At 67.7% G+C, this 25384-nt stretch carries 24 protein-coding genes; 13 read left to right on the forward strand and 11 right to left on the reverse strand.

The window, feature by feature from the left end; translation table 11 throughout:
* The first annotated feature begins 27 nt into the window (after nucleotides 1–27).
* The 13 genes from AC1DQJ_RS04050 (at nucleotide 28) to AC1DQJ_RS04110 (ending at nucleotide 14884) form a co-directional block, all read left to right on the forward strand.
* Nucleotides 28–231, forward strand: coding sequence for a hypothetical protein (locus AC1DQJ_RS04050; protein ID WP_477600525.1), 204 nt, complete (start codon nucleotides 28–30; stop codon nucleotides 229–231).
* Between the two features lie 177 nt (nucleotides 232–408).
* Nucleotides 409–1830 carry a basic amino acid/polyamine antiporter gene (locus tag AC1DQJ_RS04055; RefSeq protein ID WP_477600527.1) on the forward strand — a complete coding sequence of 474 codons (1422 nt, stop codon included), beginning with the start codon at nucleotides 409–411 and terminating at the stop codon, nucleotides 1828–1830.
* Nucleotides 1831–1843: 13 nt separating this feature from the next.
* A complete protein-coding gene (locus AC1DQJ_RS04060) occupies nucleotides 1844–3085 on the forward strand; it encodes an arginine deiminase (RefSeq protein WP_477600529.1) in 1242 nt (413 codons plus the stop codon).
* 5 nt (nucleotides 3086–3090) lie between these two features.
* On the forward strand, nucleotides 3091–3603 hold the full coding sequence (locus tag AC1DQJ_RS04065) for a hypothetical protein (RefSeq protein ID WP_477600530.1): 513 nt from the start codon (nucleotides 3091–3093) through the stop codon (nucleotides 3601–3603).
* Nucleotides 3600–3959 carry a hypothetical protein gene (locus AC1DQJ_RS04070; RefSeq protein ID WP_477600532.1) on the forward strand — a complete coding sequence of 120 codons (360 nt, stop codon included), beginning with the start codon at nucleotides 3600–3602 and terminating at the stop codon, nucleotides 3957–3959. Before AC1DQJ_RS04065 ends, AC1DQJ_RS04070 begins: the two co-directional genes overlap by 4 nt.
* A 7-nt stretch (nucleotides 3960–3966) precedes the next feature.
* On the forward strand, nucleotides 3967–5409 hold the full coding sequence (locus AC1DQJ_RS04075) for a basic amino acid/polyamine antiporter (protein ID WP_477600533.1): 1443 nt from the start codon (nucleotides 3967–3969) through the stop codon (nucleotides 5407–5409).
* 209 nt (nucleotides 5410–5618) lie between these two features.
* Nucleotides 5619–7403 (forward strand): transglycosylase domain-containing protein, encoded by a 1785-nt coding sequence (locus tag AC1DQJ_RS04080; protein ID WP_477600535.1) that lies wholly within the window; start codon nucleotides 5619–5621, stop codon nucleotides 7401–7403.
* A 418-nt stretch (nucleotides 7404–7821) separates the two neighbouring features.
* Nucleotides 7822–8661 (forward strand): TauD/TfdA dioxygenase family protein, encoded by an 840-nt coding sequence (locus AC1DQJ_RS04085; RefSeq protein WP_477600537.1) that lies wholly within the window; start codon nucleotides 7822–7824, stop codon nucleotides 8659–8661.
* Nucleotides 8662–8748: 87 nt separating this feature from the next.
* Nucleotides 8749–11283: a TonB-dependent receptor plug domain-containing protein gene (locus AC1DQJ_RS04090; protein ID WP_477600538.1), complete on the forward strand. Its 2535-nt coding sequence runs from the start codon at nucleotides 8749–8751 to the stop codon at nucleotides 11281–11283.
* A gap of 213 nt (nucleotides 11284–11496) precedes the next feature.
* Nucleotides 11497–12252: an aliphatic sulfonate ABC transporter substrate-binding protein gene (locus AC1DQJ_RS04095; protein ID WP_477601098.1), complete on the forward strand. Its 756-nt coding sequence runs from the start codon at nucleotides 11497–11499 to the stop codon at nucleotides 12250–12252.
* The gene (locus AC1DQJ_RS04100; protein ID WP_477600540.1) at nucleotides 12249–13829 is read left to right on the forward strand and encodes an FAD-dependent oxidoreductase; all 1581 of its coding nucleotides are present in this window, start codon (nucleotides 12249–12251) and stop codon (nucleotides 13827–13829) included. Before AC1DQJ_RS04095 ends, AC1DQJ_RS04100 begins: the two co-directional genes overlap by 4 nt.
* Nucleotides 13826–14194: a 4Fe-4S dicluster domain-containing protein gene (locus tag AC1DQJ_RS04105; RefSeq protein WP_477600542.1), complete on the forward strand. Its 369-nt coding sequence runs from the start codon at nucleotides 13826–13828 to the stop codon at nucleotides 14192–14194. Before AC1DQJ_RS04100 ends, AC1DQJ_RS04105 begins: the two co-directional genes overlap by 4 nt.
* A gap of 15 nt (nucleotides 14195–14209) precedes the next feature.
* Nucleotides 14210–14884: a peroxiredoxin-like family protein gene (locus AC1DQJ_RS04110; RefSeq protein ID WP_477600543.1), complete on the forward strand. Its 675-nt coding sequence runs from the start codon at nucleotides 14210–14212 to the stop codon at nucleotides 14882–14884.
* 45 nt (nucleotides 14885–14929) lie between these two features.
* Here AC1DQJ_RS04110 and AC1DQJ_RS04115 read toward each other — a convergent pair whose 3' ends face one another.
* From AC1DQJ_RS04115 to AC1DQJ_RS04165, 11 genes are all read right to left on the reverse strand, one after another.
* Nucleotides 14930–15472 (reverse strand): flavin reductase family protein, encoded by a 543-nt coding sequence (locus AC1DQJ_RS04115; RefSeq protein WP_477600545.1) that lies wholly within the window; start codon nucleotides 15470–15472, stop codon nucleotides 14930–14932.
* Between the two features lie 10 nt (nucleotides 15473–15482).
* A complete protein-coding gene (locus tag AC1DQJ_RS04120; RefSeq protein ID WP_477600547.1) occupies nucleotides 15483–16580 on the reverse strand; it encodes an LLM class flavin-dependent oxidoreductase in 1098 nt (365 codons plus the stop codon).
* A 95-nt stretch (nucleotides 16581–16675) separates the two neighbouring features.
* Nucleotides 16676–17326, reverse strand: a complete 651-nt coding sequence (locus AC1DQJ_RS04125; protein ID WP_477600549.1) for a glutathione S-transferase family protein — start codon at nucleotides 17324–17326, stop codon at nucleotides 16676–16678.
* 9 nt (nucleotides 17327–17335) lie between these two features.
* A complete protein-coding gene (locus tag AC1DQJ_RS04130) occupies nucleotides 17336–18904 on the reverse strand; it encodes a rhodanese-like domain-containing protein (RefSeq protein WP_477600551.1) in 1569 nt (522 codons plus the stop codon).
* A gap of 2 nt (nucleotides 18905–18906) precedes the next feature.
* Nucleotides 18907–19497 (reverse strand): cysteine dioxygenase family protein, encoded by a 591-nt coding sequence (locus AC1DQJ_RS04135; RefSeq protein ID WP_477600553.1) that lies wholly within the window; start codon nucleotides 19495–19497, stop codon nucleotides 18907–18909.
* A gap of 38 nt (nucleotides 19498–19535) precedes the next feature.
* Nucleotides 19536–20504: an ABC transporter substrate-binding protein gene (locus AC1DQJ_RS04140; RefSeq protein ID WP_477600555.1), complete on the reverse strand. Its 969-nt coding sequence runs from the start codon at nucleotides 20502–20504 to the stop codon at nucleotides 19536–19538.
* Nucleotides 20504–21346 carry a class II aldolase/adducin family protein gene (locus AC1DQJ_RS04145; protein ID WP_477600557.1) on the reverse strand — a complete coding sequence of 281 codons (843 nt, stop codon included), beginning with the start codon at nucleotides 21344–21346 and terminating at the stop codon, nucleotides 20504–20506. The genes AC1DQJ_RS04140 and AC1DQJ_RS04145 overlap by 1 nt, the downstream gene beginning before the upstream one ends.
* A gap of 13 nt (nucleotides 21347–21359) precedes the next feature.
* Nucleotides 21360–22310: a D-isomer specific 2-hydroxyacid dehydrogenase family protein gene (locus AC1DQJ_RS04150; RefSeq protein ID WP_477600559.1), complete on the reverse strand. Its 951-nt coding sequence runs from the start codon at nucleotides 22308–22310 to the stop codon at nucleotides 21360–21362.
* Between the two features lie 5 nt (nucleotides 22311–22315).
* Entirely contained in the window at nucleotides 22316–23419 is a 1104-nt protein-coding gene (locus AC1DQJ_RS04155; protein WP_477600560.1) for an LLM class flavin-dependent oxidoreductase, read from the reverse strand.
* Nucleotides 23420–23448: 29 nt separating this feature from the next.
* Nucleotides 23449–24609, reverse strand: a complete 1161-nt coding sequence (locus AC1DQJ_RS04160; protein WP_477600561.1) for an acyl-CoA dehydrogenase family protein — start codon at nucleotides 24607–24609, stop codon at nucleotides 23449–23451.
* Nucleotides 24606–25349 carry an ABC transporter ATP-binding protein gene (locus tag AC1DQJ_RS04165; protein WP_477600563.1) on the reverse strand — a complete coding sequence of 248 codons (744 nt, stop codon included), beginning with the start codon at nucleotides 25347–25349 and terminating at the stop codon, nucleotides 24606–24608. The genes AC1DQJ_RS04160 and AC1DQJ_RS04165 overlap by 4 nt, the downstream gene beginning before the upstream one ends.
* Nucleotides 25350–25384: the final 35 nt, after the last annotated feature.

A 25384-nucleotide genomic window follows, 5' to 3' on the forward strand; every position in this document is an offset into this window, starting at 1 on the left:
TGCTCGCCTGGTCATGTGATCGGGGCGGTGGCGGCGACCTTCGTGGTGCTGCAGGTCTGGCGCGCGCCGGTCAGCCCCAATCACATCTACGCCGTGATCGATATCGTCCTCTCTTGCGGGGCGGTCACGAGACTGCGCCGGGCGGGATGGGGGCTCGTCGGGATCCACCTGCTGATCAGCGTGGTCTGGTGTGAGGTGGCGTGGAACCTGCCCAAGACCTGGTTCCTATAGGGCGGCTCAAGCGAGCTCGGTGACGATGCGCCCGCCTGCGCCCAACCCAAGCTAGTACGTCCTCGGGTCGGGAACTCAGGCCTTCGCCCGATTTGCAGAGCCAGCGTCCCGCTCGACAATCCCAGCCACGAGGAAGGGGCGGCCCAGCACGCGGTGCGCCCGGGAGCGTGGTCGGCCATGCAAGTTCAGAAGATGTCATTGCCGACGCTGACCGCCATGGTGGTCGGCTCAATGGTGGGGGCCGGGATCTTCTCGCTCCCGCGCACCTTCGGCGCTGCGACCGGGCCAGTAGGCGCGCTGATCGCCTGGGCAATCGCGGGGGGCGGCATGTACATGCTGGCCCGCGTCTTTCAGGCGCTGGCCGAGCGTAAACCCGACCTCGACGCCGGTGTGTTCGCCTACGCCAAGGCCGGATTTGGCGACTATCCAGGTTTCCTGTCGGCCTTTGGCTACTGGATTGGCAGTTGCATCGGCAACGTCTCATACTGGGTGCTGATCAAGGCCACCTTGGGCGCCTTCTTCCCGGTGTTCGGCGACGGCAACACGGTGGCGGCGATCGTCGTCGCCTCGGCCGGGATCTGGCTGTTCCACTTCATGATCCTGCGCGGCGTGAAGAACGCCGCCTTCGTCAACACCGTGGTCACGGTGGCCAAGATCGTCCCGATCCTGGTCTTCATCCTGATCATGGCCTTCTCGATCCGGGCCGGGATGTTCAGCCAGAACTTCTGGGGCGGGATCGACATGCCGCAGACCAGCCTGTTCGAGCAGGTGCGCGCCACCATGCTGGTGACGGTGTTCGTGTTTCTGGGGATCGAGGGCGCCAGCGTCTATTCCCGCTACGCCAAGGAACGCTCTCACGTCGGCAGGGCGACGATCATCGGCTTCATCGGTGTGACCGCACTGATGGTGCTGGTCACGCTGCTGCCCTACGCAGTGCTCGCCCGCGCCGAGATCGCCGACATGCGCCAGCCCTCCATGGCGGCGGTGCTGGAGACCGTGGTCGGACCCTGGGGCGCGGTGTTCGTCAGCGTCGGCCTGCTGATCTCGGTGCTCGGGGCCTATCTGGCCTGGTCGCTGATCGCCGCCGAGGTGCTGTTCGTCGCCGCCAAGCACGATGACATGCCGAAGGTGTTCGCGACCGAGAACAAGAACCAGGCGCCGGCCGCGGCCCTGTGGATGACCAACATCGTCGTCCAGCTGTTCGTCATCACCACCTACTGGTCGAGGGACGCCTTCGCGCTGATGCTCAACCTGACCAGCGCCATGTCGCTGATCCCCTACCTGTTCGTGGCCGCGTTCGGGATGAAGCTCGCCCAGGGACGCACGACCTACGAGACCCGGCCGGAAGAGCGCAATCGCGACCTGTTCTTCGCCGGGATCGCGACCCTCTACACGACGTTCATGATCCTGGCGGGCGGCCTGAAATTCCTGCTGCTGTCGGCCATTCTCTACGCACCTGGCACGCTTCTCTACCTCTGGGCCCGCCGCGAGCAGGGCCGCCGAGTGTTCAGCGGCTTCGACTGGGTGCTCGTGGCGATCGCTGTCGCTGGTGCGATCTACGGCGTCTACGGCCTCGCTTCGGGAACGATCACCATCTGACTGGAGAGATCTCATGACAAGCGAGTACGGCGTCCATTCCGAAGTCGGGCAGCTGCGCAAGGTCATGGTCTGCGCGCCCGGGCGGGCCCACCAGCGCCTGACGCCCAGCAACTGTGACGACCTGCTGTTCGACGACGTCCTGTGGGTCGAGAACGCCAAGCGCGACCACTTCGACTTCATGACCAAGATGCGCGATCGCGGCGTCGAAGTTCTGGAGATGCACAATCTGCTGGCTACCGTCGTCGGCATTCCCGAGGGGCGGAAGTGGATCTTGGACAACCAGGTGGTCGCCAACCAGGTGGGGGCCGAGCTGCTGAACGAGGTGCGCAGCTATCTCGATGCCCTGCCGGATCGTGAGCTGGCCGAGGTGCTGATTGGCGGGCTCTCAACCGAGGAGTTCCCGGAGGACATCGGCGGCTCAATGCTACAACTGATACGCGACGCCGCCGGGGTGGCGGAGTACCTGCTGCCGCCGCTGCCGAACACGCTCTACACCCGCGACACCACCTGCTGGATCTACGGCGGGGTGACGCTCAATCCACTCTATTGGCCGGCCCGTCACGAGGAGACGATCCTCACCACGTCGATCTACAAGTTCCATCCGGACTTCGCCGGCAAGGTGAAGGTCTGGTGGGGCGACCCGACCGAGGACTGGGGGCTGGCGACCCTGGAGGGCGGCGACGTCATGCCGATCGGCAACGGCAACGTGCTGATCGGAATGAGCGAGCGCAGCTCGCGCCAGGCGATCGGCCAACTCGCCAACAAGCTCTTCGAGGAAGGCACCGCCGAGCGGGTGATCGTCGCAGCGATGCCCAAGCTGCGGGCCGCAATGCACTTGGACACGGTGTTCACCTTCGCCGACCGCGACTGCGTGCTGCTCTATCCGGACATCGTCAGCCACATCCACGCCTACTCCTACCGGCCAGGAAGCAAGCCGGGCGAGCTGGACCTGCGCCGCGACAGCGGCTCGCTGGTCGAGACCATCGGCGAGGCGCTGGGCGTCAAGCAGATGCGCGTCGTCGAGACCGGCGGCACGGCCTATATGCGTGAGCGCACCCAATGGGACAGTGGCGCCAACCTGGTCTGCGCCTCGCCGGGCGTGGTCTACGCCTATGACCGCAACACCTACACCAACACCTTGCTGCGCAAGGCCGGCATCGAGGTGATCACCATCTCGGGCGGCGAGCTCGGCCGCGGGAGAGGCGGCGGACACTGCATGACTTGCCCGCTGCAGCGCGACGCCGTGGACTTCTGAGCATCGTGCGGCTGGTCAAGCTCCTTGCCGGCGGCCTCACCGCGGCGGCCCTGGTGGCCGACGCGGGGGACGCGCGGGCGCAGGAGATTGATCCGAGCGCCCGGTACGACATCGACGACGCGATGCATCGCCACCCGCACGACGTCGACGAGTTGCCGACCGTGGAAGAAGCGCGCGGCCGAGCCATCACCTTCGACGTCTCGCTCGGGGGCGCCTATTCGACCAATGCCGCCGCGACGCGCTCGGACCGGACCGATACCGGCTATCTGACACCGGCTCTGGGGATGAGCATCACGCCTGTCTCTGTAGCGGGATGGAGCATCGGCGGCGGCGCGCTGATCGATGGCGACTACTACTCCAGCAACTATGACGACGACCTGGGGAGGGACGCCTCGAAGGCTTCGTCTTCGCGGAGCACCCGCTTGGGCCAGGGACGTTCACGGCCGAATTCATTGTGCTTGGGACCTACGACAACGAGTTCTCCGAGCAGGACTTTCACCTCGAGATCGGCGACTTGACCTACAGCATGAGCGCCGGTCCGTTGGAGACCGAAGTTTCGGCCGAGTACCAAGACTCCGACGTGCCGGAGCTGCGTCGGACCCGCCTGACGGCGATGGTCGGTCACACCTTGGCCGAACCGCAGTTCGGTCACGAAATCACGATCGAGGGCGACGTCGCCTTCTCCGACTTCAACGGCGGCGCCAATTCCAACCGCAACGACGTAACGGCGGCGATCGTGCTGATCGCCGAACGAGACCTGGGAAGCGGATTCGCGCTCTCGTGGGAGGCAGCGTTCGTCAATCGGTTGTCGAACCGCGAGCGGTCCCGCTTCACGTCCCTGGACCTGGGCGCCGAGATCGCAAAGGCCTTCTGATCCGGACATGGCCGCCAACCAGAATGTGACGTCGGACCAGAAACTGTCGCTCAAGGCGCTTACCGCCCTAGTGATCGGTTCGATGATCGGGGCGGGCATCTTCGCCCTTCCAGCCACGTTCGCCCGCTCCACCGGCGGCTTCGGGGCGATCATCGCCTGGTGCATCTCCGGCGGCGGAATGCTGATGTTGGCCTTCGTGTTCCAGGCCCTGTCGCAGCGCCGGCCTGATCTGGACGCAGGCATTTTCGCCTATGCGAAGGCCGGATTCGGCCAGTACCTCGGGTTCATTTCGGCGATCGGCTACTGGATCGGCGCGTGCTTTGCCGACACGGCGTGCCTGATCCTGATCAAGTCCACCCTTGGCGTCTATTTCCCGATCTTCGGCGACGGCACGACAGTGGTCGCGATTTTCAGCGCTTCGCTGTTGGTCTGGGCGGTTCATTTCCTGGTGCTGCGCGGCGTAAAGAGCGCGGCGACGCTCAACACCATCGCGACCTACGCGAAGATGATCCCGATCGGGCTCTTCCTGCTGGTGATCATCACCGGCTTTCGCGCGGAGATATTCGCGTTCAACTTCTGGGGCGGCGAGATCCCAAGCCTGGGGACGCTGGCCGGCCAGGTGCGCGCAACGTTGCTGGTGACGGTCTTCGTCTTTGTCGGCATCGAAGGCGCCAGCGTCTATTCGCGCTACGCCAAGCGCCGCGAAGACGTCGGCATCGCCACGGTACTCGGCTTCCTGGGCGTGCTCTCGCTCCTGGTGCTGGTCACGCTGTTGTCCTTCGGGGTCATGCTGCGACCGGAACTATCGGAGCTCGCCACGCCCTCGATGGCCGGCGTGATGACGCATCTGATCGGACCCTGGGGCGGGCTGCTGGTCAGTATCGGACTGTTGATCTCGGTGCTCGGCAACTACCTGTCCTGGTGCCTGCTGTCGGCTGAGGTAATGCACGTCGCGGCGAAGGACGGCACCCTGCCGGCCTATCTGGGCAAGGCGAACGCCGCCGGAGCGCCGTCCACCGCGCTCTGGTTCAGCAACGGCGTCATCCAGATATTCCTGATCATCTCGTGGTTCGCCGAAGAGGCCTTTGTCATGGCCCTGAAGATGACCAGCACGATGGTGCTCATCCCCTACCTGCTGGTCGCCGGGTATGGAGTCCTACTGGCCTGGACCGGGCAGACCTATGAGCATGATGCAAAGTCGCGCAGGGGCAACCTGATCAGCAGTGTGCTGGCAGCGATCTACATCTGCCTGATGATCATCGCCGGCGGGAGCAAGTTCGTGCTGCTCTCAGCCTTGCTCTACCTGCCCAGCACCGCGCTTTTCGTCTACGCGATGCGGGAGCAAAAGAAGCCGGTGTTCACGCGGCTTGAGCTGGTGCTCGCGGCCCTGCTGGCGCTCGGCGCTATCGTCGGCGTCTATGGATTGGCGAGCGGTACGATCGTCATCTGAGCCCGACAGGCGACCGCTCGCCGGGCGCGCCGATTGCTGACGCGTAATCCGCGGCCTCGCTTTTGACGTCCTGCAGGCTGAATTCCGTCGGCATCGTGCGGCTATTCAACAGCTCACGAATGGTTCGCATGGGAGTGGCGACCAAGCTCGAGGGTCGCATGGACGCCGCCAATTCTGCTGAGCCAGCCATAGCGCCTCGCCGACGCTTGTTGCTCATTTTGCTTCTCGGCCTGGGCGCCTGCGCCATCGCGCCCGCGGCCTATGTGAACGCCGTGGCGCGGACCCTGGCGTTCGATCAGCCGCTGGCGCCGCCAATGCGGCCGGCCATGGTGTTTCTGGCCGCGGACGGAACGCCGTTTGCGCGGCAGGGAATCTACAAGGAGGCCCCAGTCGACGCCGCCGCGCTGCCGCCGCTGGTGACTGGCGCGTTCATCGCGGTCGAAGATCGCGACTTCTACACCCATGGCGGCGTGGACCCCTCCGGCATGATCCGGGCCGCCCTTGCGAACACGACGCAGGGAAGGGTTGTGCAGGGGGGCAGCACGATCACTCAGCAGCTGGCCAAGAGCTATGTCGGCGACGACCGCACCTACGGCCGCAAGCTTCGGGAAATGGCGGTGGCGCTGGCGCTTGAGCAGCACCTGACCAAGAACGAGATCCTCTCGAGATATCTCAGCAGTGTGTACTTCGGCCGCGGCGCCTATGGGCTTGGGGCGGCGGCTCGCACGTATTTCGACAAGTCGCCGCAAGACCTGACGCTCAGCGAGGCCGCGATGCTGGCCGGCCTGCTGAAAGCTCCGTCCGCTCTTGCGCCGACCAGAGACCTCGCGGCGGCGCAGGCGAGGGGCCGCCTGGTCCTCGCCGCCATGGTGGAGAGCGGGATGATCGACGCCGCGACCGCTGCGGCGGCGCCCCCCGCTCAGCTGGCCGAAGCCAGTCAGTCCGAGCCGGTCGCCGAGTTCTTCCGCGACTGGGTGGCGGGCCAGGCCGACCCCGGCGTTCCGGCCTACGGCGAGGTCGTGGTCCCGACGACCCTGGACCTCAAGCTGCAGGCGCACGCCGAGCGGGCGGTCGCCAGTGTGCTGAAGGCGAGCAGCCGGCGCAGCAACGCCCGCGAAGCGGCGCTTGTGGCGATGCGGCCCGATGGCTCTGTCGTCGCCATGGTGGGCGGCGCCAACTATGGCCGCAGCCAGTTCAACCGCGCTGTGCAGGCGCATCGCCAGCCGGGCTCGTCCTTCAAGCTGTTCGTCTACCTAGCCGCGCTCAGGCAGGGGGCCATGCCCGACACGCTGGTCGCCGACGAACCGATTGCGGTCGGGAAGTGGCGACCGAAGAACGCCAGCGGCCGATACCAGGGCGCAATGACTTTCCGCGACGCCTTCGCCCAATCGAGCAACGTCGCGGCTGTGCGCATCTCCGAGATCGTCGGGCGCGACCAGGTGGTGCGGGCAGCGCGGGACCTGGGGGTGGCCAGCGAGCTGAAGCCTTTGCCAAGCCTGGCCCTTGGCGCGAACGAGGTCACGCTGCTCGAGATGACGTCAGCCTACGCCGCGGTCGCCGCCGGCGCATATCCGGTCAGGCCCACGGGGCTTGAGGCGGTCGCGGGGAGTGGGGGCGATCAGACGCTGATCGAGCAGAACCAGATGCTGAGCCTGCTCAACGCTGCGGCCGAGCGGGGCGCCGGCCTCGGCGAGGGCTTGGCCTACCCGGTCTACGGCAAGACCGGGACGACGCAGAACAATCGCGACGCCTGGTTCATCGGCTTCAGCGGCGACCTGGTGGTCGGGGTCTGGGTCGGCAATGACGACGAGTCGCCGATGACCGGAGTCAGCGGCCGCGGACTGCCGGCGCAGATCTGGCGGGCGTTCATGCTGGGGGCGTTGCCGCCGCCCGAGCCTGTTCCAGTCATCGAAGAGAGTGATGCCCGGCGAGGGTTCCAGCTCCCGGACTGGCTTTCGAGATTCCCAGGATTCCCCCGTCGGGGAGATCAATAGCGAACGGGCCAGCGATCGCGGGGATGTCATTCCTATAAATGAAGTAGGAGTTGAGTTGGCGACGCGGACTTTCCTCTAGCGGGACCAGTCGATGCATTGTCGTAATTGAATCGCGACCGTGAATTGCGTGGTCGGTGTTCCGCATTAGCGGTCTATATCGCCGCTCGTCTGGGCGCATATTTCAAATATAACGGACATATCGTGAGGTGTCTCGGTCCTGCGCCGACGGCGGCGTCTTATACATTGCTTCAATGAGACATATGATCGTGCGTCAATTGCCTCATATGAACTCGCCTCATCGGCCATATTATTGAAATGGATATATAAAAAACTCTTCGGTTCGGCAGAAATTGTTGGTCGCTAGCTTCGCGGCGCTGTTGTTCCTGTGCTCGGCGTCCATCACGAGGGAGCGTCCCCAATGAGCACAGCCGTACTTGAAACCCGCGACCAGCCGCTGACTGTCGATCTCGTCAATCCGACGATCGGCGCCGAGATCGGCGGCGTGGATCTGAGCAAGCCCCTGACCTCGCAGCAGCGCGAAACGCTGCGCGCCCTGCTCCTGAAGCACAAGGTGCTGTTCTTCCGGGACCAGGAGATCACTCGCGATCAGCAGGTCGCCTTCGCCCTGAACTTCGGCGAGCTTTACGCCCACCCCACCGGCGGCGTGGAGACCCATCGCGTCGTCCAACCGATCGCAGCTGAGAACTTCAAGAAATACTCCGCGAGCAACGAGAGCCATTGGCACACCGATACGAGCTGGCGGATCGATCCGTCGTTCGGTGCGGTGTTGCGGGCGGTCACCATCCCCGAGGTCGGCGGCGACACCATCTGGGCGGACGGGGCGGCGATCTACCGCGGCCTGCCGGACGACCTGAAGGCCAAGATCGACGACCTCTATGTGATCCACGACTACCAGGACGCCCTGCGCCGCTCGGGCGTCAGCTATCCTTTGGTGGCCCACCCGATCGTGCGCACGCACCCGGAGACGGGCGAAGACATCTTCTGGATCAACTTCGGTCTCAAGCCGCGGATCGTCGACCTGGACAAAGCCGAGAGCGACGCCCTGCTGGCCCGACTCTACGAAGAGGTGAAGCGGCCCGAGTATCACGCGCGCTTCCGCTGGCGGAAGAACTCGATCGCCTTCTGGGACAACCGCGCAGGCCTGCACTTCGCAGTCCGCGACTATGGAGACTTCCCGCGGGTCATGGAGCGCGTGCTGATCGCCAGCGACGACATTCCGCACCGCGTCCGGCGCTAGCGGCCTGATCCGGGCGCCGGCCGAGGGGGCGGCGCCCACTTCCTCCCCAAAACCAAACAGGCGGCCGTCAGAGCCGCCGGAGTCCTCATGCACAATCGTACTCTTCGCGCGGCGCTGATCGCGTCGGCGGCGTTCGCCTCCACTTCCGCCATGGCGCAGGTCGCCGCGCCCAATGTCTTGCAGGCGGCTGCGGACGTCGCCGACGACGGGGCCGTTTCCGAACTGGTGGTCACCGGCCTGCGGGGGCAGGCCCGGACGATCATCGACAGCCCGGCCCCGATCGACGTGGTGTCGGCCGAGCAGCTCTCCGACACCGGAAAACAGGGGCTGAAGGAAGTCCTCAACACCCTGCTGCCGTCCTTCAACCTCCCGGGGATCAACGGCGGCGGGACCTCATGGACCGTTCGGTCGGTGACGCTGCGGGGACTGAACGGCGACCAGGCCTTGTTCCTGGTCAACGGCAAGCGGCGGCACAACACCTCGCTGATCAACAACCTGGCCCGGGTGGGCCGGGGCGGCGTGCCGGTGGACCTCGACCTCATTCCTTCCGCCTCGATCGCCCGCATCGAAGTGCTGCGCGACGGCGCGGCCGCGCAATACGGCTCGGACGCCATCGCCGGCGTCATCAACATCATCCTGAAGAGCGACGATTCCGGCGGCCTGCTCGGGGTGAACGCCGGCCGCAACTATCTGGGCGACGGAGAGACGATCGGCGTCTCGGCGACCTATGCGCGGCCGCTTGGCCAGGACGGCTTCATCGACTTCGGGCTCAACTGGAAGAACAGCCAGGCGGCCTCGCGCGCCACCCCATCGACGGCCAAGTACATCTATCCAGCGTTGCCCGGCGGCGCTGCCGACCCGCGCGACGCCAGCGTCGTCCGGGACTTCTGGGGACAGAGCTACGGCCCGGGTGAGGAGGACGTGATCGCCACCTCGGTGAACGCCGAGCTGCCGGTCTCCGACCACACGACGCTCTATGCGTTCGGGACCCTGAGCCATCGCAGTTCGAAGAAGAACACCGGCAGCTTCCTGCCCAACAACACCACCAGGCCGAACACCACTACGTCATTGCCCGAGGTCTATCCGCTGGGCTTCAACGCCTTGCGCCGGATCTTCCAACTCGACACCCAGGTGGCGTTCGGGGCGAGGGGAGAGCGGGGCGAGTGGCGCTGGGACCTGTCGACCACCATCGCCCACGACAACGCGCAGCTCGACGGCCAGAACACCATCAATGCGACGCTCGGGCCCGCCAGCCCGACCTATTTCCATCTCTCGACCCACGTCTTCGACCAGGTGACCACGAACTTCGACGTGGCGCGGGAGTACGAGTTCGGCCTGGCCGGTCCGCTGACCTTCGCGCTGGGAGCCGAGCACCGCTTCGAGCAGTTCGAGATCCAGCCCGGCGACGAGGCGTCCTACATCATCGGGCCGTACGTGATCCCGACGGGGCAGCCGTTCGCGGGCCGTCCGCCGGCCCCCGGCCTGTCGTCCTACGCGGGGACGACGCCGGAGGATGCGGGCAAGACCAGCCGCAACAGCTATGCGGCATATGTCGACGCCGGGGCCGACGTGGTCGATGGCTGGTACGTCGGGGCTGCGGCGCGAGCCGAGTACTATACCGGCGGGGTCGGTTCGACCGTCAGCGGCAAGCTCTCGACCAGATGGGAGTTCGCGCCTGGCTATGCGGTGCGGGCGACGGTCTCGAACGGCTTCCGCGCGCCCTCGCTCGCCCAGACGATCTTTGCCTCCTCGACCTTCTCCAGCATCCAATGCCCCCCGCCGGCCGGGGTGGTCGCCAACTGCCTGCCCGGCATGCCCTACGTGTCCTCGCCCACCAAGGTTCTGCCGACCTTCAGTCCGGCGGCTCTGGCCCTGGGGGCCGAGCCACTCGAGCCGGAGACCTCGATCAACTACAGCGTGGGGATCACCGCCGAGCCGCTGACGCGGATGCGGGTGACGGTGGACGCCTACCAGATCGACATCGATGACCGGATCGTCGACACCGGGGTGATCCGCGGGCCCGTGGTCGGCGCGATCCTGGCCGCCAACGGCCTGCAACGGGATCTGTCGGTCTCCTACTACACCAACGCGGTGAACACGCGGACCCGCGGTGTCGATGCGGTGGCGGAGTACAGCTTCGACCTGGAGGATCTCGGCGACCTGCGGCTGTCCGCAGCCTATGCCTGGAACAAGACAGAGATCGTCAGCATCAAGCCGACGCCGGCCGTCCTGGCCAATCTCGGTTACGCCCTGTTCGATCGCCAGAAGCAGGCCGACCTGACGGTCGGCACCCCGCGAGACAAGTTCTCGCTCTCAGAAATCTGGAGCCTTGAGCGCTGGAAGGTGAGCCTGCGCCAGACGCGCTACGGCGAATACACCGAGGCCGGATCCCAGCCGGTCAACGACCGGACGTTCAGCGCCAAGTGGATCGCAGACCTCGACGTCAGCTTCGACCTCGACGCGGACACCACGTTGGGGATCGGGGCCAACAACCTGTTCGACGAGCACCCCGACAAGATCGGGCTGCTGAACCCTGACACCGGCACCGGGCTGTTCGGGAGCTTCTCTCCGTTCGGCATCACCGGGGGCTACTACTACGCCCGGTTCGAGCGGCGTTTCTGATGGAGGGCCGCATGGACCGCAGAAATCTACTTCGGCTGGGCGCAGGCCTGGTCTTGGGCTCGGCGCTCCCGGCCTGCTCGCCAGCCGGGGACAAGGGCCCGGTGCTCAAGGTCGGAAGCCAGAAGCGGGGCAAAGGCGTTAGTCCTGGCGTCCGGGGTCCTGGACGGCGCGCCCTACCGGGTTGAATGGAGCGAGTTTCCCGCCGCCCAGCACCTGCTCGAAGCGCTCGGTGCGGGCGCCGTCGATCTGGGCGCGGTGGGCGATGCGCCCTTCCTGTTCGCCTTTGCGGGCGGCGCGCCGATCAAGGCGGTGCAGGCCTCGCGCTCGTCAGGCGGCGGCAGCTCGACCGCGGTGCTGGTGCGGGCCGACTCGCCGCTGACGTCCCCGGCGCAGCTGAAGGGGCGAAAGGTCGCCACTGGGCGGGGCTCGATCGGCCACTTCCTGCTGCTGAAGGTGCTGGAGCGCGAAGGGCTGAAGCGGAGCGACGTCGACCTGGTGTTCCTGGCCCCAGGCGACGCCAAGGCGGCGTTCTCGACGGGCGCGATCGACGCCTGGGTGACCTGGGGCTCCTATGTGGCCCTCGCGCAGACCCACGATGACGCGCGTGTGCTCGCCGACGGCCGCGGCCTGCTTAGCGGCTACGGCTTCGAGGTCGCCGGCGAGCGCGCCATCGCCGACAAGCGGGCGGAACTGGACGATTTCCTCGGCCGGCTGGCCCGGGCCAAGCGCTGGGTCGGCGATCACAAGGACGAATACGCCAAGCTCTTGGCCAAGGAGACCGGCCTGGAACTGGCGATCGCGGCCTATACGGTTCGCAACACCCGAGGCCAGCCAGTGCCGATCGACGCGGCGGTGATCGATGAAATGGCCCAGGTGCTGCAGGTGTTCCGCACTGCGGGGGAGATCAAGGCGAACCCGCCGGTCGCCGGGGGCTTCGATCCTTCGTTCAACAAGGCGCTGGCCCAATGAACGAGCCCCTGCGCCTGGACGCCGACGTGCTGGTCATCGGCGGGGGGCTCGCCGGCTGCTGGGCCGCCGCGGCGGCCGCGCGGGCGGGGGCCCGGGTCGTGATGGCGGAGAAGGGCTATTGCGGGACCAGCGGGGTCACCGCGACGGCGGGACCTTCGCACTGGTGGGTGCCGCCCGATCCCCCGTCGGCCCGCGAACAGGCGATCGCTGAGCGGGACGAGCGCGGCTTCGGCCTTTCGGATCGCGCCTGGATGGCCAGAATTCTCGACATCACCTGGCGCAGCCTGCCGACCTTGGCGCCCTACTACCGCTTCTCGGTCAGCGACCGCGGGGAGGTGCAGTACCGCGGGCTTCGCGGCCCGGAATACATGCGGGCCATGCGCGGCCTGGTCGAGCATCTCGGAGTCACGATCCTCGATCAGAGCCCCGCGCTGGAGCTGCTGACCCACCACGACGGCTCCGTCGCCGGAGCTGCCGGCCATCGGCGTCAGGAAGGCCGCGACTGGATCGTGCGGGCCGGGGCGGTTGTGATGGCCAGCGGCGGCTGCGCCTTCGCCTCCCGTCTGCTGGGAGCCGGCAACAACACCGGCGAGGGGCTGCTGATGGCGGCGGAGGCCGGCGCCGACCTCTCCGGCATGGAATTCACCAACTATTACACGGTGGCCCCTGCGGGCACGACCATGACCCGCTCGATGGCCTACACCTTCGGCCGCTACTTCGACGCCGACGATCGCGAACTGGACGTCAGCCCGGGACCAGACATGAACCGAGCGCTCGGTCAGGCCCTGCTGAAGGGGCCTGTGTTCTGCCGGCTCGACCGCGTGCCGCAGGATATCCGGGAGCGGATGCCGCAAGTGCAGCCGAACTTCGTCCTGACTTTCGCGCGCCAGGGCATCGATCCCTATCGCGACCGCTTTGAGGTTACGCTCCATGCGGAGGGGACCGTTCGCGGGATCGGCGGCCTGCGCCTGCGAGATGGCGACTGCCAGACCAAGGTGAAGGGGCTCTACGCCGCCGGCGACGCGGCGACGCGCGAGCTGGTGGCCGGGGCGACGTCGGGCGGCGGCAATCAGAATTCGGCCTGGGCGCTGAGCTCCGGACAGCTGGCGGGGGCGGCGGCGGCCGCGCGTGCGCTCGCCGGGGGGAAGGGCGCTCAGCGGGTGGCCTATGCCGGTGGGCGAGCCGGCCTGCGCCCGGCCAACGGCGCGCGTAGCTTCGATGTCGGCGCTGTGATCGCCTTAGCGCGGCAGGAAATGGGCGCCATCGACCGGAACATGTTCCGAGACGAGGTCGGTTTGTCGGGTTCGCTGGAACGGCTTGACGGCGCCTTCACCGAGCTCGCCGCCCATGGAAGCGCACAGGGCGCAGCGCGCCAGTCGATACGGGAAGCGGCCGGGATGCTGGCCGCGGCGCGCTGGAGCAAGGCCTCAGCTCTCGCGCGGGCCGAAAGCCGCGGCATGCACCAGCGGACGGACGCGCCGGCAAGCCGCCCGGAGTTCGCGCGGCGTCAGAGGTCCGGCGGCCTGGAGAGCGTCTGGACCCGCTTCGAAGCCCAGATGCCGGGGGCGGTCCTGTGATTTCATTGCTACTTGAGGAGCGCTGCGAACCCTGCGGCGCCTGTGTTGCGGTCTGCCCCAGCAACGTCTTCGCGCCAGGACCGGCCGGGCGGCCGGTGATCGCACAGCCCGATCAGTGCCAGACCTGCTTCCTCTGCGAACTCTACTGCCCGACAGACGCGCTCTACGTCGATCCCGACTGCGAGCAGCGCCGCGAAGTGGAGCCCGGCGCGGTGCAGCACCTGCTCGGTCAGTACCGGCGCGAATCCGGCTGGGGCGAGTGGGCCGACGTCTATGTGAACGAGCACTGGCGGATGGGCGAGATCTTCGCCCGCGCCCGCGCCATGGCGCCGCCGCCGCCCGCCGCCAAGCCCAAGCCTCTCTGAAAAAAGGAGCATCCGATGGTTCAGCAAGACAGTCTCAGGGTCCGCCTAGCGGCCCTTCACGAGGAGCGCGTGCGCACCTGGGAGCCGGCCGCGCTCCAGGCCAATATCGACCAGCGACAAAAGCTGGTGGATGCGGCCGATCCGGCCCGATGGGTGAAGGCGGGCGACCTCATCGCACCGTTCACGCTGCGCGAAGTTGATGGTGCGACGCTTACGCTCGAAGGACTGCTCGCCAATGGCCCGCTGGTGCTGGTGTTCTTCCGCTTCGCCGGTTGCCCGGCGTGCAATATCGCCCTGCCGTACTATCAGGAGCGCCTGGCGCCTGAGCTGGCGGCCCTGGACGCGAGCCTGGTCGCGGTCAGTCCGCAGGTCCCGGAAAAGCTCGTGGAGATCAAGCGTCGCCACGGGCTGACCTTCCAGGTGGCCTCGGACGGCAACGAACTCGGCCGGCGTTTCGGCGTCCTCTATGAGCCGGACGAAGCGGCCAAGGCCGCCGCCAAGGCCAAGGGCTCGTTTATCGGCGACACCACGGGCCTGGGAACCTGGGAGCTGCCGCAGCCGACGGTCGTGGTCATTGGCCAGGACAAGATCGTGCGCTTCGCTGAGGTCAGCCCGGACTGGCTGGTGCGCACCGAGGCTGAACCGGTGCTGGACGCCGTTCGCGCCCTGACGGCCGCGCCGGTAGCTTAGCTGCAATGCGAACCCCCTCTCCGCCGGGCGGAGAGGGGGCGCCAGCTACGCCAACTTGTGAAAATCGCGATCGAAGTAGAGCAGCGGGTCGCCCTGGAGCGTCCGCGCGCCGCTGACGTCGAGAATGAAGACCGTGTGGCTGGCCGCATCGATGCGGCAGCAGATCGGACCCGCGAGGGACACCAGCGCCGAGCGATAGGCCGGGGGCGACTGCGGCGCGAGATCCCAGCGCTCCGGCGCGAACCGCTCGCCGGTCAGTTCCGACCGCGAGAAGCGCTCCGCCTCCTGGCGGTCTTCGCTCGCCAGCACCGCCAGGCTGACAGCCTCGGCCCGCAGCAGCGCCTGGTGCGCGCTGGCCGCCTTGCGAACGCAGAACAGAATCCGCGGCGGGTCGCTGGAGAGCCCGGTCAGCGAGCTGATCAGCAGCCCGCGGGGACCGTCCGGGGTCCAGCAGGCGACGATCGCTACGCCCGAGGCCAGCTTGGCCAGGCCGTCGCGGAACGCTGCCTCATCGACCCGCGGCCAAAGACGGACCACATCGCAGCTCTCGCCAGGATCGGTCGCAGACTGAACGCTTCCGTCGGCCATGGCGCGGTCCTCAGCTGGCGGCGGCGGTGGCAGGGCGGGCGTCGCGCTCGGCCACCAGCTGACGAACCAGCGGCAGCAGGTCGCGACCATAGCCCACCGCGTCGTCGTAAGGGTCAAAGCCGCGGATCAGGAAGGTGGTGACGCCGAGGTCGTAGTAGTCGAGCAGGCCTTCGGCGACCTGTTCCGGCGTACCGACCAGACCGGTCGAATTGCCCGAGGCCCCTGTCACGGCGGCGACGCCTGTCCAGAGCCGCTTGTCGATCCGGTGCCCCTGGGCGGCCGCTTGCAGCAGCCGCTGAGCGCCGACGTTCGGCGGCGCATGGCCGTCGATCGGCAGGCCGGCGGCCTGTCGCAGCTCGATCGTACGGGCGACGATGTCGTCGGCTCGCTTCCAAGCGGCCTCCTCGGTTGCTCCGAGGACCGGACGCAGCGAGAGCGAGAAGCGGACCTGGCGGCCGTGCTTGGCGGCGGCGGCGCGGACGCGCGCGATGGTCTCGCGAACCTGGGCCTGGCTCTCGCCCCACAGGGCGAAGATGTCGGCGTGCTTGCCCGCGACCGGGATGGCTTCGTCGGACGAGCCGCCGAAATAGATCGGGATGTGCGGCTTCTGGAGCGGCTTCACGGCCCCGTACGCCTGCAGGACGTTGTAGTACTGGCCCTTGTAGTTGAACGGCTTCTCGCTGGTCCATTCCTGGCGGACGATGTCGAGGTACTCGCTGGTGCGAGCATAGCGCTCGGCCTTGGTCAGGTGGTCGCCGTCCTTCTTCATCTCGTCGTCGGAGCCGCCGGTGATGATGTGCACCGCGATCCGGCCCTTGCTGAAGTGGTCGAGCGTGGCCAGCTGGCGCGCCGCGATCGTGGGCGCAGTGAAGCCAGGACGATGGGCGATCATGAAGCCGAGTTTCTCGGTCACGCTGGCGGCGTGCTGGACGATGCCGATGCTTTCTGGCGACGTGGAGCCGAACGCCACCAGGGCGCGGTCGAACCCGCCGGCGTCATGCGCCTTGGCGATCTTCTCCACATAGTCGGTGTCGAGGACCGGTCCGCTGGGCGGATGGATCTCCGATGAATGATTTGCGCCGATGTAGCCGATGAATTCGACGGGCATGCCGGTCTCCGATCAGGTTCAATTCCTAGTGTAACGCTGGGAATTGCGAGATCGGGAACGAGTAGTTCTCATCTGATCTATCAGCGCCGCTGATGTCAGGCCCTCACCAGTAAGCGATCGGGAGAGGTCTCGCGGGCCACGGCCCGGGCGACGGACGGCCGCGCCAGCGTGCGACGAGCGTGGGCGTCGAAGGCGGGAAACTCAGAGACCGCGATCTCCAGCCGTGGCGCCCAGCGATGGAAAACCAGGGCGTAGGGGTCGAGGAGGCTGAAGGTCTCGCCGAGCAGCCACGGAGAGGCGTGGCTCAGCCGCTCCTCGAGTTCGACGAAGGCGGCCAGGACATTCTCCCGCGCCCCGGCCTTCAGCGCGGGCCAGGCGGTCTCATCACGCGTGAAGCGCTCTGGACGGAAGGCTTGGGCGAACGACACGTGGACGGAACTGGAGAACCAGCCGATCAGCTCATAGGCGCGGCCGACCGCGATCGGATCGCCCACCGGCAACAGGTGTGCGCCGGGAAAACTCTGGGCGATGAGGGTGAGAACCGCCGCGTTCTCACCGATCGCCTGTCCGTCGATGGCCAAGGCCGGGACGCGACCGCGCGGGTGCAGAGCAAGATATTCCGACGAGCGCTGGTCTCCCTCGGCCAGGACCAGGCGGACCGCGTCGAAGTTGGCTCGGGCTTCCTCCAGCCCGGCGAGCGCGGGCAGGGAGCATGAACCGCCGGCGAAGTAGAGCGTGAGCGACATGGTTGGTCCTCAGATCACGTAGAAGCCGTGCGCGCCGTCGCGCGCCAGTTGATCGACCAGGCCAAACTCCCAGTCTAGATAGGCCTGCATGGCTTCAGCGGCGTTGTCGGTGCCCTCGTATGGGCGGCGATAAACGTCGTCCGGCGCGCTGGCGGTCTGGCCGAGCCCTTCGTCGAGCGGAAGTCGCGCGGCTATCCAGGCCGCCGTGCCGCCTTCAAGCACGAGCGGGGCGATCCCGGTCAGCGCTGTGACGTCGTCGGCCGCCAGGCGCGCGAGGGCGCCGTCGGGCGAGGTGAGCACGATCCGCCGTCCCCTGGGCAGCGAATGCAGGCCCTGTTCGAGCCGACTGCGGATGACGAACCATGCGCTGGGAATGTGGCCTCGGCGATGAACCGGGCTCGGCGCAAGATCGAGGACGACCACCTCGCCGAGCTGAGATTGCAGCTCGGCCGCGCTGATGGTCTGGCTGTCGGGCAGGGGGGGAAGCGCAGGACGCCAGGCCCCGCCCACCAGCCCCGCCTCGAAGCCGCCCTCGAGAACGTAGACCTCCCATCCCATCTGGGCCAGCCAGGAGGCGCTCATGTGAGCCCGTACGCCGCGGTCGTCGGCCAGAACGATCCGCGCCCCGCGCACGGGGGCGAAAACGTCGGTCTCCTGCACCAGTTGTCCGCCGGGAGCGCTGCGGAAGCCGGCGATGTGGCCGGCGGCGTACTCCTCCGGCGGGCGGACGTCGAAGCGGTAAAGGGTGCGCCCGCTGTCGCGGCCGAGAATCTCAAGGCCCCTTGGGTCAATCACCCTGACACCGGCGCGATAGGAGACCGCACGGGCGGCGGTCAGCGCCTCGGAGACGCGGGTCTCGGAGACTTCCGGGAAGCGGTCCTGCCGACCGTGCTCCAGGGTCTGGCCGGCGAGGGTCCAGCCGATCGTACCGTTGCGCAGGGCGAAGATCCGGTTGGGCAGCCCCGCATTGATCAGGGATTGCGCGCCGATGATGCTGCGAGTGCGGCCGGCGCAGTTGACGATGATGGTGGTCGAAGGATCGGGCGCGATCTCCCTGGCCCGCAGCACCAGCTCGGCGCCCGGCACGCTGACGCCGCGCGGAATGCTCATGGTCTGGTATTCCTCGAACCGACGGGCGTCGAGCACCACCAGGTTCTGCTCCTGCTCGATCAGGGCCCTGGCGTCCGAAGCCGGAACCGAGGGTGTATGACGGCGGCTCTCGACCAGTTCGCCGAAGGCCTTGCTGGCGGAGTTGACGTCCTGAAAGAGCTCGAGCCCGGCCCGCCTCCAGCCGGCGAGACCACCGGCGAGGGCGGAGACGTTCGTGTAGCCTAGCGCCCGCAGGCGCTCAGCGGCCTTCGGGACCAGGCCCTCGTCATTGTCGTAGAGGACGATCTTGGTGGAACGGCGTGGAACGCGGTCGAGGATCTCCAGTTCGAGCCGGCTGAGTGAGAGCTGGGCCGCGAAAAGCGGGTGATCCTTGGCGAACGGATCCTCCTCGCGCAGATCGATCAGCGCCACCTCGCGGCGGGCGATCCAGTCGAGGCGAATGTCGGCAGGCGCAGTTTCCGAGATCATGGTCAGAGGCTCTTGGAGGCGTCCCAGAGATTGGGAAGCACGGTGTTGGAGTATCCGGAGATGAAAGGCTTGGGCCGGCCGGCGGCGTCATAGGTCGAGCGGCGGACCGCCCCGATGTTGGCGCCGTAGACGTGGATGCTGATCGAGACGCGGTCGGAAAAGGCGTTGGAGACCTGGTGGATGTCGCCGACCGTCGGGGACACCGCTTCGACCTGGCCCGGCTCGAGCCGGTGCGGCTGGCCGTCGGCGACAAGCTGGTCGCCTTCGCGCCGGAAGGCCTGCGAGAGTTCGGCCCCACGCAGCACGCCGACCAGGCCCCAGACAGTGTGGTCGTGAACTGGCGTCGATTGGCCCGGACCCCAGACGAAACTGACGATCGAGAACCGTTGGCGGCTGTCGCAGTGCAGGAGGTGTTGGGTGTAGCGCTCCGGATTGGAGGCCGCGAATGCGTCCGGCAGCCAATCGTCGTGGGACACGAGATCGGCCAGAAGGGTCTTCCCCGCCTCCAGCACCTTTGCCTCCTCCGCCGGTGCGTCCAGGAGGGTGGCGATGTCGGAGACGAAGGTGCGGAGGCGAGGAAGATTGTGGGTCACAGGGCGCAGCTCCGCCACGACAGGATGAGTCAGAAACGTCACGGCTTGCCGCCGAGTTCTGAGTTCAGTTCCCGGCTCCACAGGCTGCTGACGTCGACCTGCGCCGGGATCGCACCAATCTGGGCGAAGACGTCGGCCACGGTCTGCTGGGAGGTGATGGCGGCGTCGGCGACCGGCGCCAATTCGGTGCGCGCGCTGCGCTCCTGATGCTGTTGCAGATAGATCTCGATCGGCACGCCAGTCGCCTTTGACTGGGCTGCGGCCCAAACCTGCGGATTGGCGTCGGCCCACTGATAGGCTCGCCGCACCCGCTGAAGATGGTCGATGATCGCCGCGCGACGCTGCGGATCGAGCAGGGCCTCGTCCAGCGCGGCGTGCAGGTAGTTTCCGGAGAGCCGGCCAAGGCCGGTCGTCAGCACCCTGGCGCCCAGTTGCGCCCGGGCGAGGTTGCCCTGGATTCCGTAGATCACCCACGCATCCAACGCGCCCTGGCTGAAGGCCGAAAGGCCGTCTTGCGGCGACAGGGCGATGGCGGAGACGTCGGCCAGGGTCAGGCCCTGTTCGGCCAGCAGCCGGACCAGGAAGTACTGGGCCGTGGTGGCGCGCACATAGCCGATGCGCTTGCCCTTGAGGTCGGCCGGCGAACGGATCGGCGAGCCTTTCGGCACCAGCGTCACCTGGGCGTTCACATCGCCCTTCTGGACCGCGACTAGTCGCAAGTGCGTGGGCCGGCCGGCAACGAAGATCGGCGGGATCTCGCTCATCGAGCCGATGTCGATGGCTCGTGCGTCGATGGCCTCGGTGATCAGATTGCCGCCGGCGAATTCGGCCCACTGGACCTTGTAGGGAGTCTGTTCGAAGCCCGCCGCTCGGAGCAGATGCTGGACGCCGCCCTTGTAGGTCGCCACGCGCAAGGTGACGTCGGAGGCCGCGGCGCGTGGACTGCAGGCGGCGAGCGCCGCACCGGCCGCGATCAGCCCGCGCCGCGAGATACTGGCGAGGTCCATCAGTCGAACAGGTCCGGCTCTTCTTCGCTGACCACGTCCCAATAAGGCTGGAAGGCGTAGACGCCGCCAATCTCGGTGCCGACTTGGCTGGCGGTGTGGCGCGCCACTTCCGGCGGCATCGGCCGGGTCTGGCCCGCGGCCTCAGCGAGCAACTGGACCTGGCAGGCGTTCTCCAGGGCCAGGTAACGCCAGACCGCCGCCTCCACCGTCTGGCCGACGGTGAGGATGCCGTGGTTCTGCAGGATCACCGCCTTACGCGGCCCGAGGGCCTCGGCGATCTTTTCGCCCTCGCTGGTGTCCAGCACGACCCCTGAGAACTCCGCGAAGATCGAATGGTCGTCGTAGAAGGCCGCGGAGTCCTGGGTCAGCGGATCAAGCAGCCGCCCCAGCGCCGACCAGGCCTTGCCATAGAGCGAGTGGGAGTGGGCCGCGGCGACGACGTCGGGCCGCGCCTTGTGCAATTCCGAATGGATGGCGAAGGCGGCGCGGTTCAGCCTCGGCTTGGCGTGGGCCGGCGGCTGGACGATCTCCCCCTCGTGGTTGACCAGCATGAGCTCGGAGACCGTGATCCGGCTGAAGTGGACCCCGGCCGGATTGACCCAGAAGTGGTCGGGATGCTCGGGGTCGCGGGCGGTGATGTGGCCGGCCCCGCCCATGTCGAAGCCGTTGCGGGCGAAGAGCCGATAGCCTGCCGCCAGACGCTGCTTGCGATAGAGCCGCTCGGCCTCGATCGTCGGCTGTTGGGGCAGGGCGCTCGGCGCGCCAAGGACGCGCTCCGGCAGCACCGTCTCGATCTTGGTCGGGTGCGAAGCGCTGAGAGGGCGCTGAAGGGGCAGGTTCATTTTGACTCCTGGCTCAGTAGCCGCGGGCGGTGTCGACCAGATCGGCCAGTGGCGCGCCTTCGCGGAACCTGGCGAGGTTGGCGGCGAACTGGGCGGCGAGGTTCCGGCGGGTGTCGGGCGTGTGAACCGAGGTGTGCGGCGAAAGCCGAACCCGCGGGTGGCCGTAGTAGCGATGGTTGAACGGCAGCGGCTCTGGGTGGGTGACGTCGAGGCTGGCCCGGGCCACGCGACCGTCGTCGAGAGCCTCAAGGAGCGCCTCGTCATCGATCAGCGCGCCGCGCGCGACATTGATCAGATGCAAGCCGGGCTTCGCCTGGGCCAGGACCTCGCGGCCGATCAAGCCCTCCGTCTCGGGCGTCGCCGGGGCGGCCAGCACCACATAGTCGGAGCGCGCGAAGAGCTCGCCGAGGTCCTGCACCTGCTCAACGCCGGGCTCGTCGATCGGACGGGCCGAGCGCCGGACCGCAAGGACGTTCAAGCCAAGCGCACGCGCTCGCGGCGCCAGCGCCTCTCCGATCGATCCGAAGCCGACCAGGCCGAGGGTCTTGCCGGCGACCAGGGTCAGCGGGCTGGGCGCCCATTGTTCGAAGCGGTCGATCCAGATTTCCGGCAGCCGCTTGGCCTCGGCGAAGATCGCCGCCAGGGCGAACTCGGCCAGCGCGACGGCCGAGGCGCCTCGGGCAGAGGTCACGGCGGGTCCGTCGAACAGCCATTGCGGATAGAAGTCGATCCCGACCGAGACCAACTGCACCCACTTGACGTTGAACGGCCAGCCGGGGGGGGGCGAGGCCGGCAGAGAGCCGCCCGCCTTGCGAAACGGCGCGGCGATCAGCACCTGCGCTTCGCGCGGCAGCGCCGCCGGCGGCCCAACCGGGACGCCGACAATATCTACTTCGGGAAGCTGCTCTGCGAAGGCGGTGTTGAACGCCTCGTTCAGCTGACTGGCGACGACGAGCCGGCTCACCCGATCTACTCCGCAGCCAGGATTTTCGGCGCTCCGCGCTGGGCGACGGCTGCACGCAGCTGCGGCAGCAGTTCGCGGCCGTACTCGATGGCGTCTTCCAGCGGATCGAAGCCGCGGAACAGGAACTTGGTGATGCCCAGGTCATAGTAGTCGAGCAGGGAATCGACGACCTGCTCGGGCGTCCCGACCAGCGAGGTGGAGTTGCCCTGAGCGCCCGTCAGCGCGGCGATCTCGGTCCACAGACGCTTGTCGCGCACCTTTCCCCCGGCTGCGGCCTCCAGCAGTCGCTGCCCGCCGCGGGCGGTCGCGTAGCGGGTCGGCGCTCCTGCACCTCCGGCGCGCAGCGACTTGGCCTGTTCCAGAATGCGTTCGGCCCGGGCCCAGGCTTCTTCCTCGGTGCGGCCGAGGATCGGGCGAAGCGACAGCGAGAACTTGATCTCGCGCCCGTTCTGCTTGGCGGCGGCGCGCACGCGGCCGACGATCTCGCGCACCTGGTCCAGGGTTTCGCCGAACAAGGCATAGACGTCGGCCTGCCGCCCGGCGATCTCGACCGCCTCGTCGGAGGAGCCGCCGAAGAAGACCGGAAGGTGCGGCTGCTGGCGGGTCTTCACCGCCGCCGGCGCGCCGATCACGCGGTAGTACGGGCCGCTGTGATCGAACGGCCCCTCGCTCCTCCAGGCCTTCTTCAGGACGGTGATGTAGTCGTCGGTGCGGGCGTAACGCTCCTGCTTCAACAGGAAGTCGCCGTCGCGCTGCTGCTCCTCGTCAGAGCCGCCGGTGATGATGTGGACTGCCAAGCGTCCGTCGCTCAGATGGTCCAGGGTCGCCAACTGGCGCGCCGCCAACGTCGGGGCGGTGAAGCCGGGGCGGTGGGCGAGCAGGAACTTCAGCTTCTCGGTCTGCTGGGCGGCGTAGGCAGCCACCTGGAAACCGTCGGGCGAGGCTGCGTTGTAGCCGATCAGCACGCGGTCGAAGCCGGCGTACTCATGCGCCTTGGCGAGCGCAGCCAGGTAGGCCTTGTCGATCAGGCCGCTCTTGGCGGGGTGGGTTTCGGAGGCGTACTGGGTCGAGATCAGGCCCAGGATCTCCAGGTCGGGAGTGTCGGTCATCGGGTTGGCTCCGGGGAGGAAGGCAAAATTCAGCGGGCCGCGAGCGCGGCGAAGGCGGCCTTGCCGGCGCTGGCCAGGACGACGTCGGCTTGAGGCGTGTGGACACGGCCACAGAGGACGTCGCGGTAGTGGCGTTGCAGCGGGTTGTGGCGCGAGAGGCCGGGGTTGCCGCTCGCGGCGATAGCCTTCTCGACGGCGGCGATGGCGTTCTCGGTGACCAGATGCTTGACCAGGCCGCCATGCGCGGCGCCCAGCCGGCCCTCGGCGGCGCTGTCCAGCAAGACGCGGTTCTGCAGCAGCAGCCCGTCGATCTCGCCGACCAGTTCCTGAAAGCGGGGAAGGGTGGCCAGCGAAGCGCCGAGATTGGCTGGCTTGCGGTCGACGACGAACTGCACGAACCAGTTGCGGGCAGTGCGAGCGACGGCATCGTAGATCGCAGCCGTCAGCACCGGCGACCAGACCGCCATCGCCGGATCGGGCGGCTGTGGCGAGCCTGCCAGGCGCGGCGACAACGCGTGAAGCTCTGGGATCGGCGTGTCCTCGAAGATCACGTCATGGCTGCCGCTGGCGCGCAGGCCGGTATGATCCCAGGTCTCCTCGATCCGGCGGCCGGGCGCGTCGCGGTGAACGAGGAAGCCGCCGACGCGCGGCTGTTCCTCGTCGGTCCGCGCCCAGACGATCATCCAGGTGAGCGCCGGGGAGCCGGTCGAATAGATCTTTCGGCCCGTCAGACTCCAGCCCTCGGCCGTTCGACGCGCCACCGTGGCCGGCAGGCCGCCGCGCGCCGGAGTCCCGAGCTCAGGCTCCACACGCAGGGCGTTGATCAGCGCGCCGTTCTCCACCGCGTCGCGCACGACCTTGGCCTTCAGATCGTCGTTGAAGCCCGCCCGGCCGTCGAGCGAGGCGTGGAACAGGTACTGCATGGTCAGCACCAGGGCCGTGGCGGGCTCTCCTCTCGCCACGGCCTCAACCACCTTCAGCGTTGTCGGCAGGTCCGCGGCGCGGCCGCCGAAGCGCGTCGGGGCGGTGAGGGCGAGCAGGCCCTCCTGGTGCAGGCGCTCGAAGTTCTCGAACGGAAAGCTGGAGTCCCTGTCGTGTTGGTCGGCTCCAGCGGCGAAGGCGGCCGTCAGGTCGGGGAGCAGCGCTTCAAGGTCCTGGACCGGCGCGATCTCGGCGGCCAGGGCGCTCACGCCACCACCTCGCCGCTGGGAAAAGCCACCAAGGCGCCCTCAGGGGCGGCGGGCCGGACGCTCTCCACACCTAGGTGCGCGAGCAGACGCTGGCGCACAGCCTGGAAGGCCGCGTCCGCCTCGCGCGGGCGCGGCAGGGTGATGATTTCCTCGGCCGCGATCTGTCCATGGTCGAGAACCAGGACGCGGTCGGCCAGAGCGATCGCCTCATCGACGTCGTGGGTGACCAGCAGGACGGCGGGGGCGTGCTTGCGCCACAGTGACAGCACCAGCTCGTGCATCCGCAGCCGGGTCAGGGCGTCGAGCGCAGCGAACGGCTCGTCCAGCAGCAGCAGTCCAGGCTCACGGATCAAGGCCCGGGCGAGCGACACGCGCTGGCTCTCGCCGCCAGAGAGGGTGGCGGGCCAGGCGTCGAGGCGGTGATCCAGCCCGACCTCGCCTAGCGCGGCCTCAGCACGGGCCCTGACATCCTTGCCCTTCAGGCCCAGGGCGACATTCCGCCAAACCCGTTTCCACGGCAAAAGCCGCGCATCCTGGAAGACCACGGCGCGGGCCGCCGGCGTTGCAACGTCCTGTCCCTGCGCGGCGTCCAGCCCGGCCAGAGTGCGCAGCAGTGTGGTCTTACCCGAGCCGCTGCGCCCCAGCAGGGCGACGAATTCGCCGGGCGCGATGTCGAGGTCGAGATCCTTCAGGACGACGACGTCGCCGAACTGCCGCGTGAAGCCGCGGACGCGGACCACGGGGGCGCTGGCAGTATCGGCAGGGGAAGGACGAA

Source organism: Phenylobacterium sp. P4_E10 (assembly GCF_056401675.1).

Coding starts and splice junctions, on each gene's coding strand:
- AC1DQJ_RS04130 (WP_477600551.1), bottom strand. CDS start 18,904: ATGATCTCGGAAACTGCGCCTGCCGACATTCGCCTCGACTGGATCGCC.
- AC1DQJ_RS04085 (WP_477600537.1), top strand. CDS start 7,822: ATGAGCACAGCCGTACTTGAAACCCGCGACCAGCCGCTGACTGTCGAT.
- AC1DQJ_RS04140 (WP_477600555.1), bottom strand. CDS start 20,504: ATGGACCTCGCCAGTATCTCGCGGCGCGGGCTGATCGCGGCCGGTGCG.
- AC1DQJ_RS04055 (WP_477600527.1), top strand. CDS start 409: ATGCAAGTTCAGAAGATGTCATTGCCGACGCTGACCGCCATGGTGGTC.
- AC1DQJ_RS04060 (WP_477600529.1), top strand. CDS start 1,844: ATGACAAGCGAGTACGGCGTCCATTCCGAAGTCGGGCAGCTGCGCAAG.
- AC1DQJ_RS04110 (WP_477600543.1), top strand. CDS start 14,210: ATGGTTCAGCAAGACAGTCTCAGGGTCCGCCTAGCGGCCCTTCACGAG.
- AC1DQJ_RS04100 (WP_477600540.1), top strand. CDS start 12,249: ATGAACGAGCCCCTGCGCCTGGACGCCGACGTGCTGGTCATCGGCGGG.
- AC1DQJ_RS04145 (WP_477600557.1), bottom strand. CDS start 21,346: ATGAACCTGCCCCTTCAGCGCCCTCTCAGCGCTTCGCACCCGACCAAG.
- AC1DQJ_RS04155 (WP_477600560.1), bottom strand. CDS start 23,419: ATGACCGACACTCCCGACCTGGAGATCCTGGGCCTGATCTCGACCCAG.
- AC1DQJ_RS04120 (WP_477600547.1), bottom strand. CDS start 16,580: ATGCCCGTCGAATTCATCGGCTACATCGGCGCAAATCATTCATCGGAG.
- AC1DQJ_RS04090 (WP_477600538.1), top strand. CDS start 8,749: ATGCACAATCGTACTCTTCGCGCGGCGCTGATCGCGTCGGCGGCGTTC.
- AC1DQJ_RS04075 (WP_477600533.1), top strand. CDS start 3,967: ATGGCCGCCAACCAGAATGTGACGTCGGACCAGAAACTGTCGCTCAAG.
- AC1DQJ_RS04125 (WP_477600549.1), bottom strand. CDS start 17,326: ATGTCGCTCACGCTCTACTTCGCCGGCGGTTCATGCTCCCTGCCCGCG.
- AC1DQJ_RS04115 (WP_477600545.1), bottom strand. CDS start 15,472: ATGGCCGACGGAAGCGTTCAGTCTGCGACCGATCCTGGCGAGAGCTGC.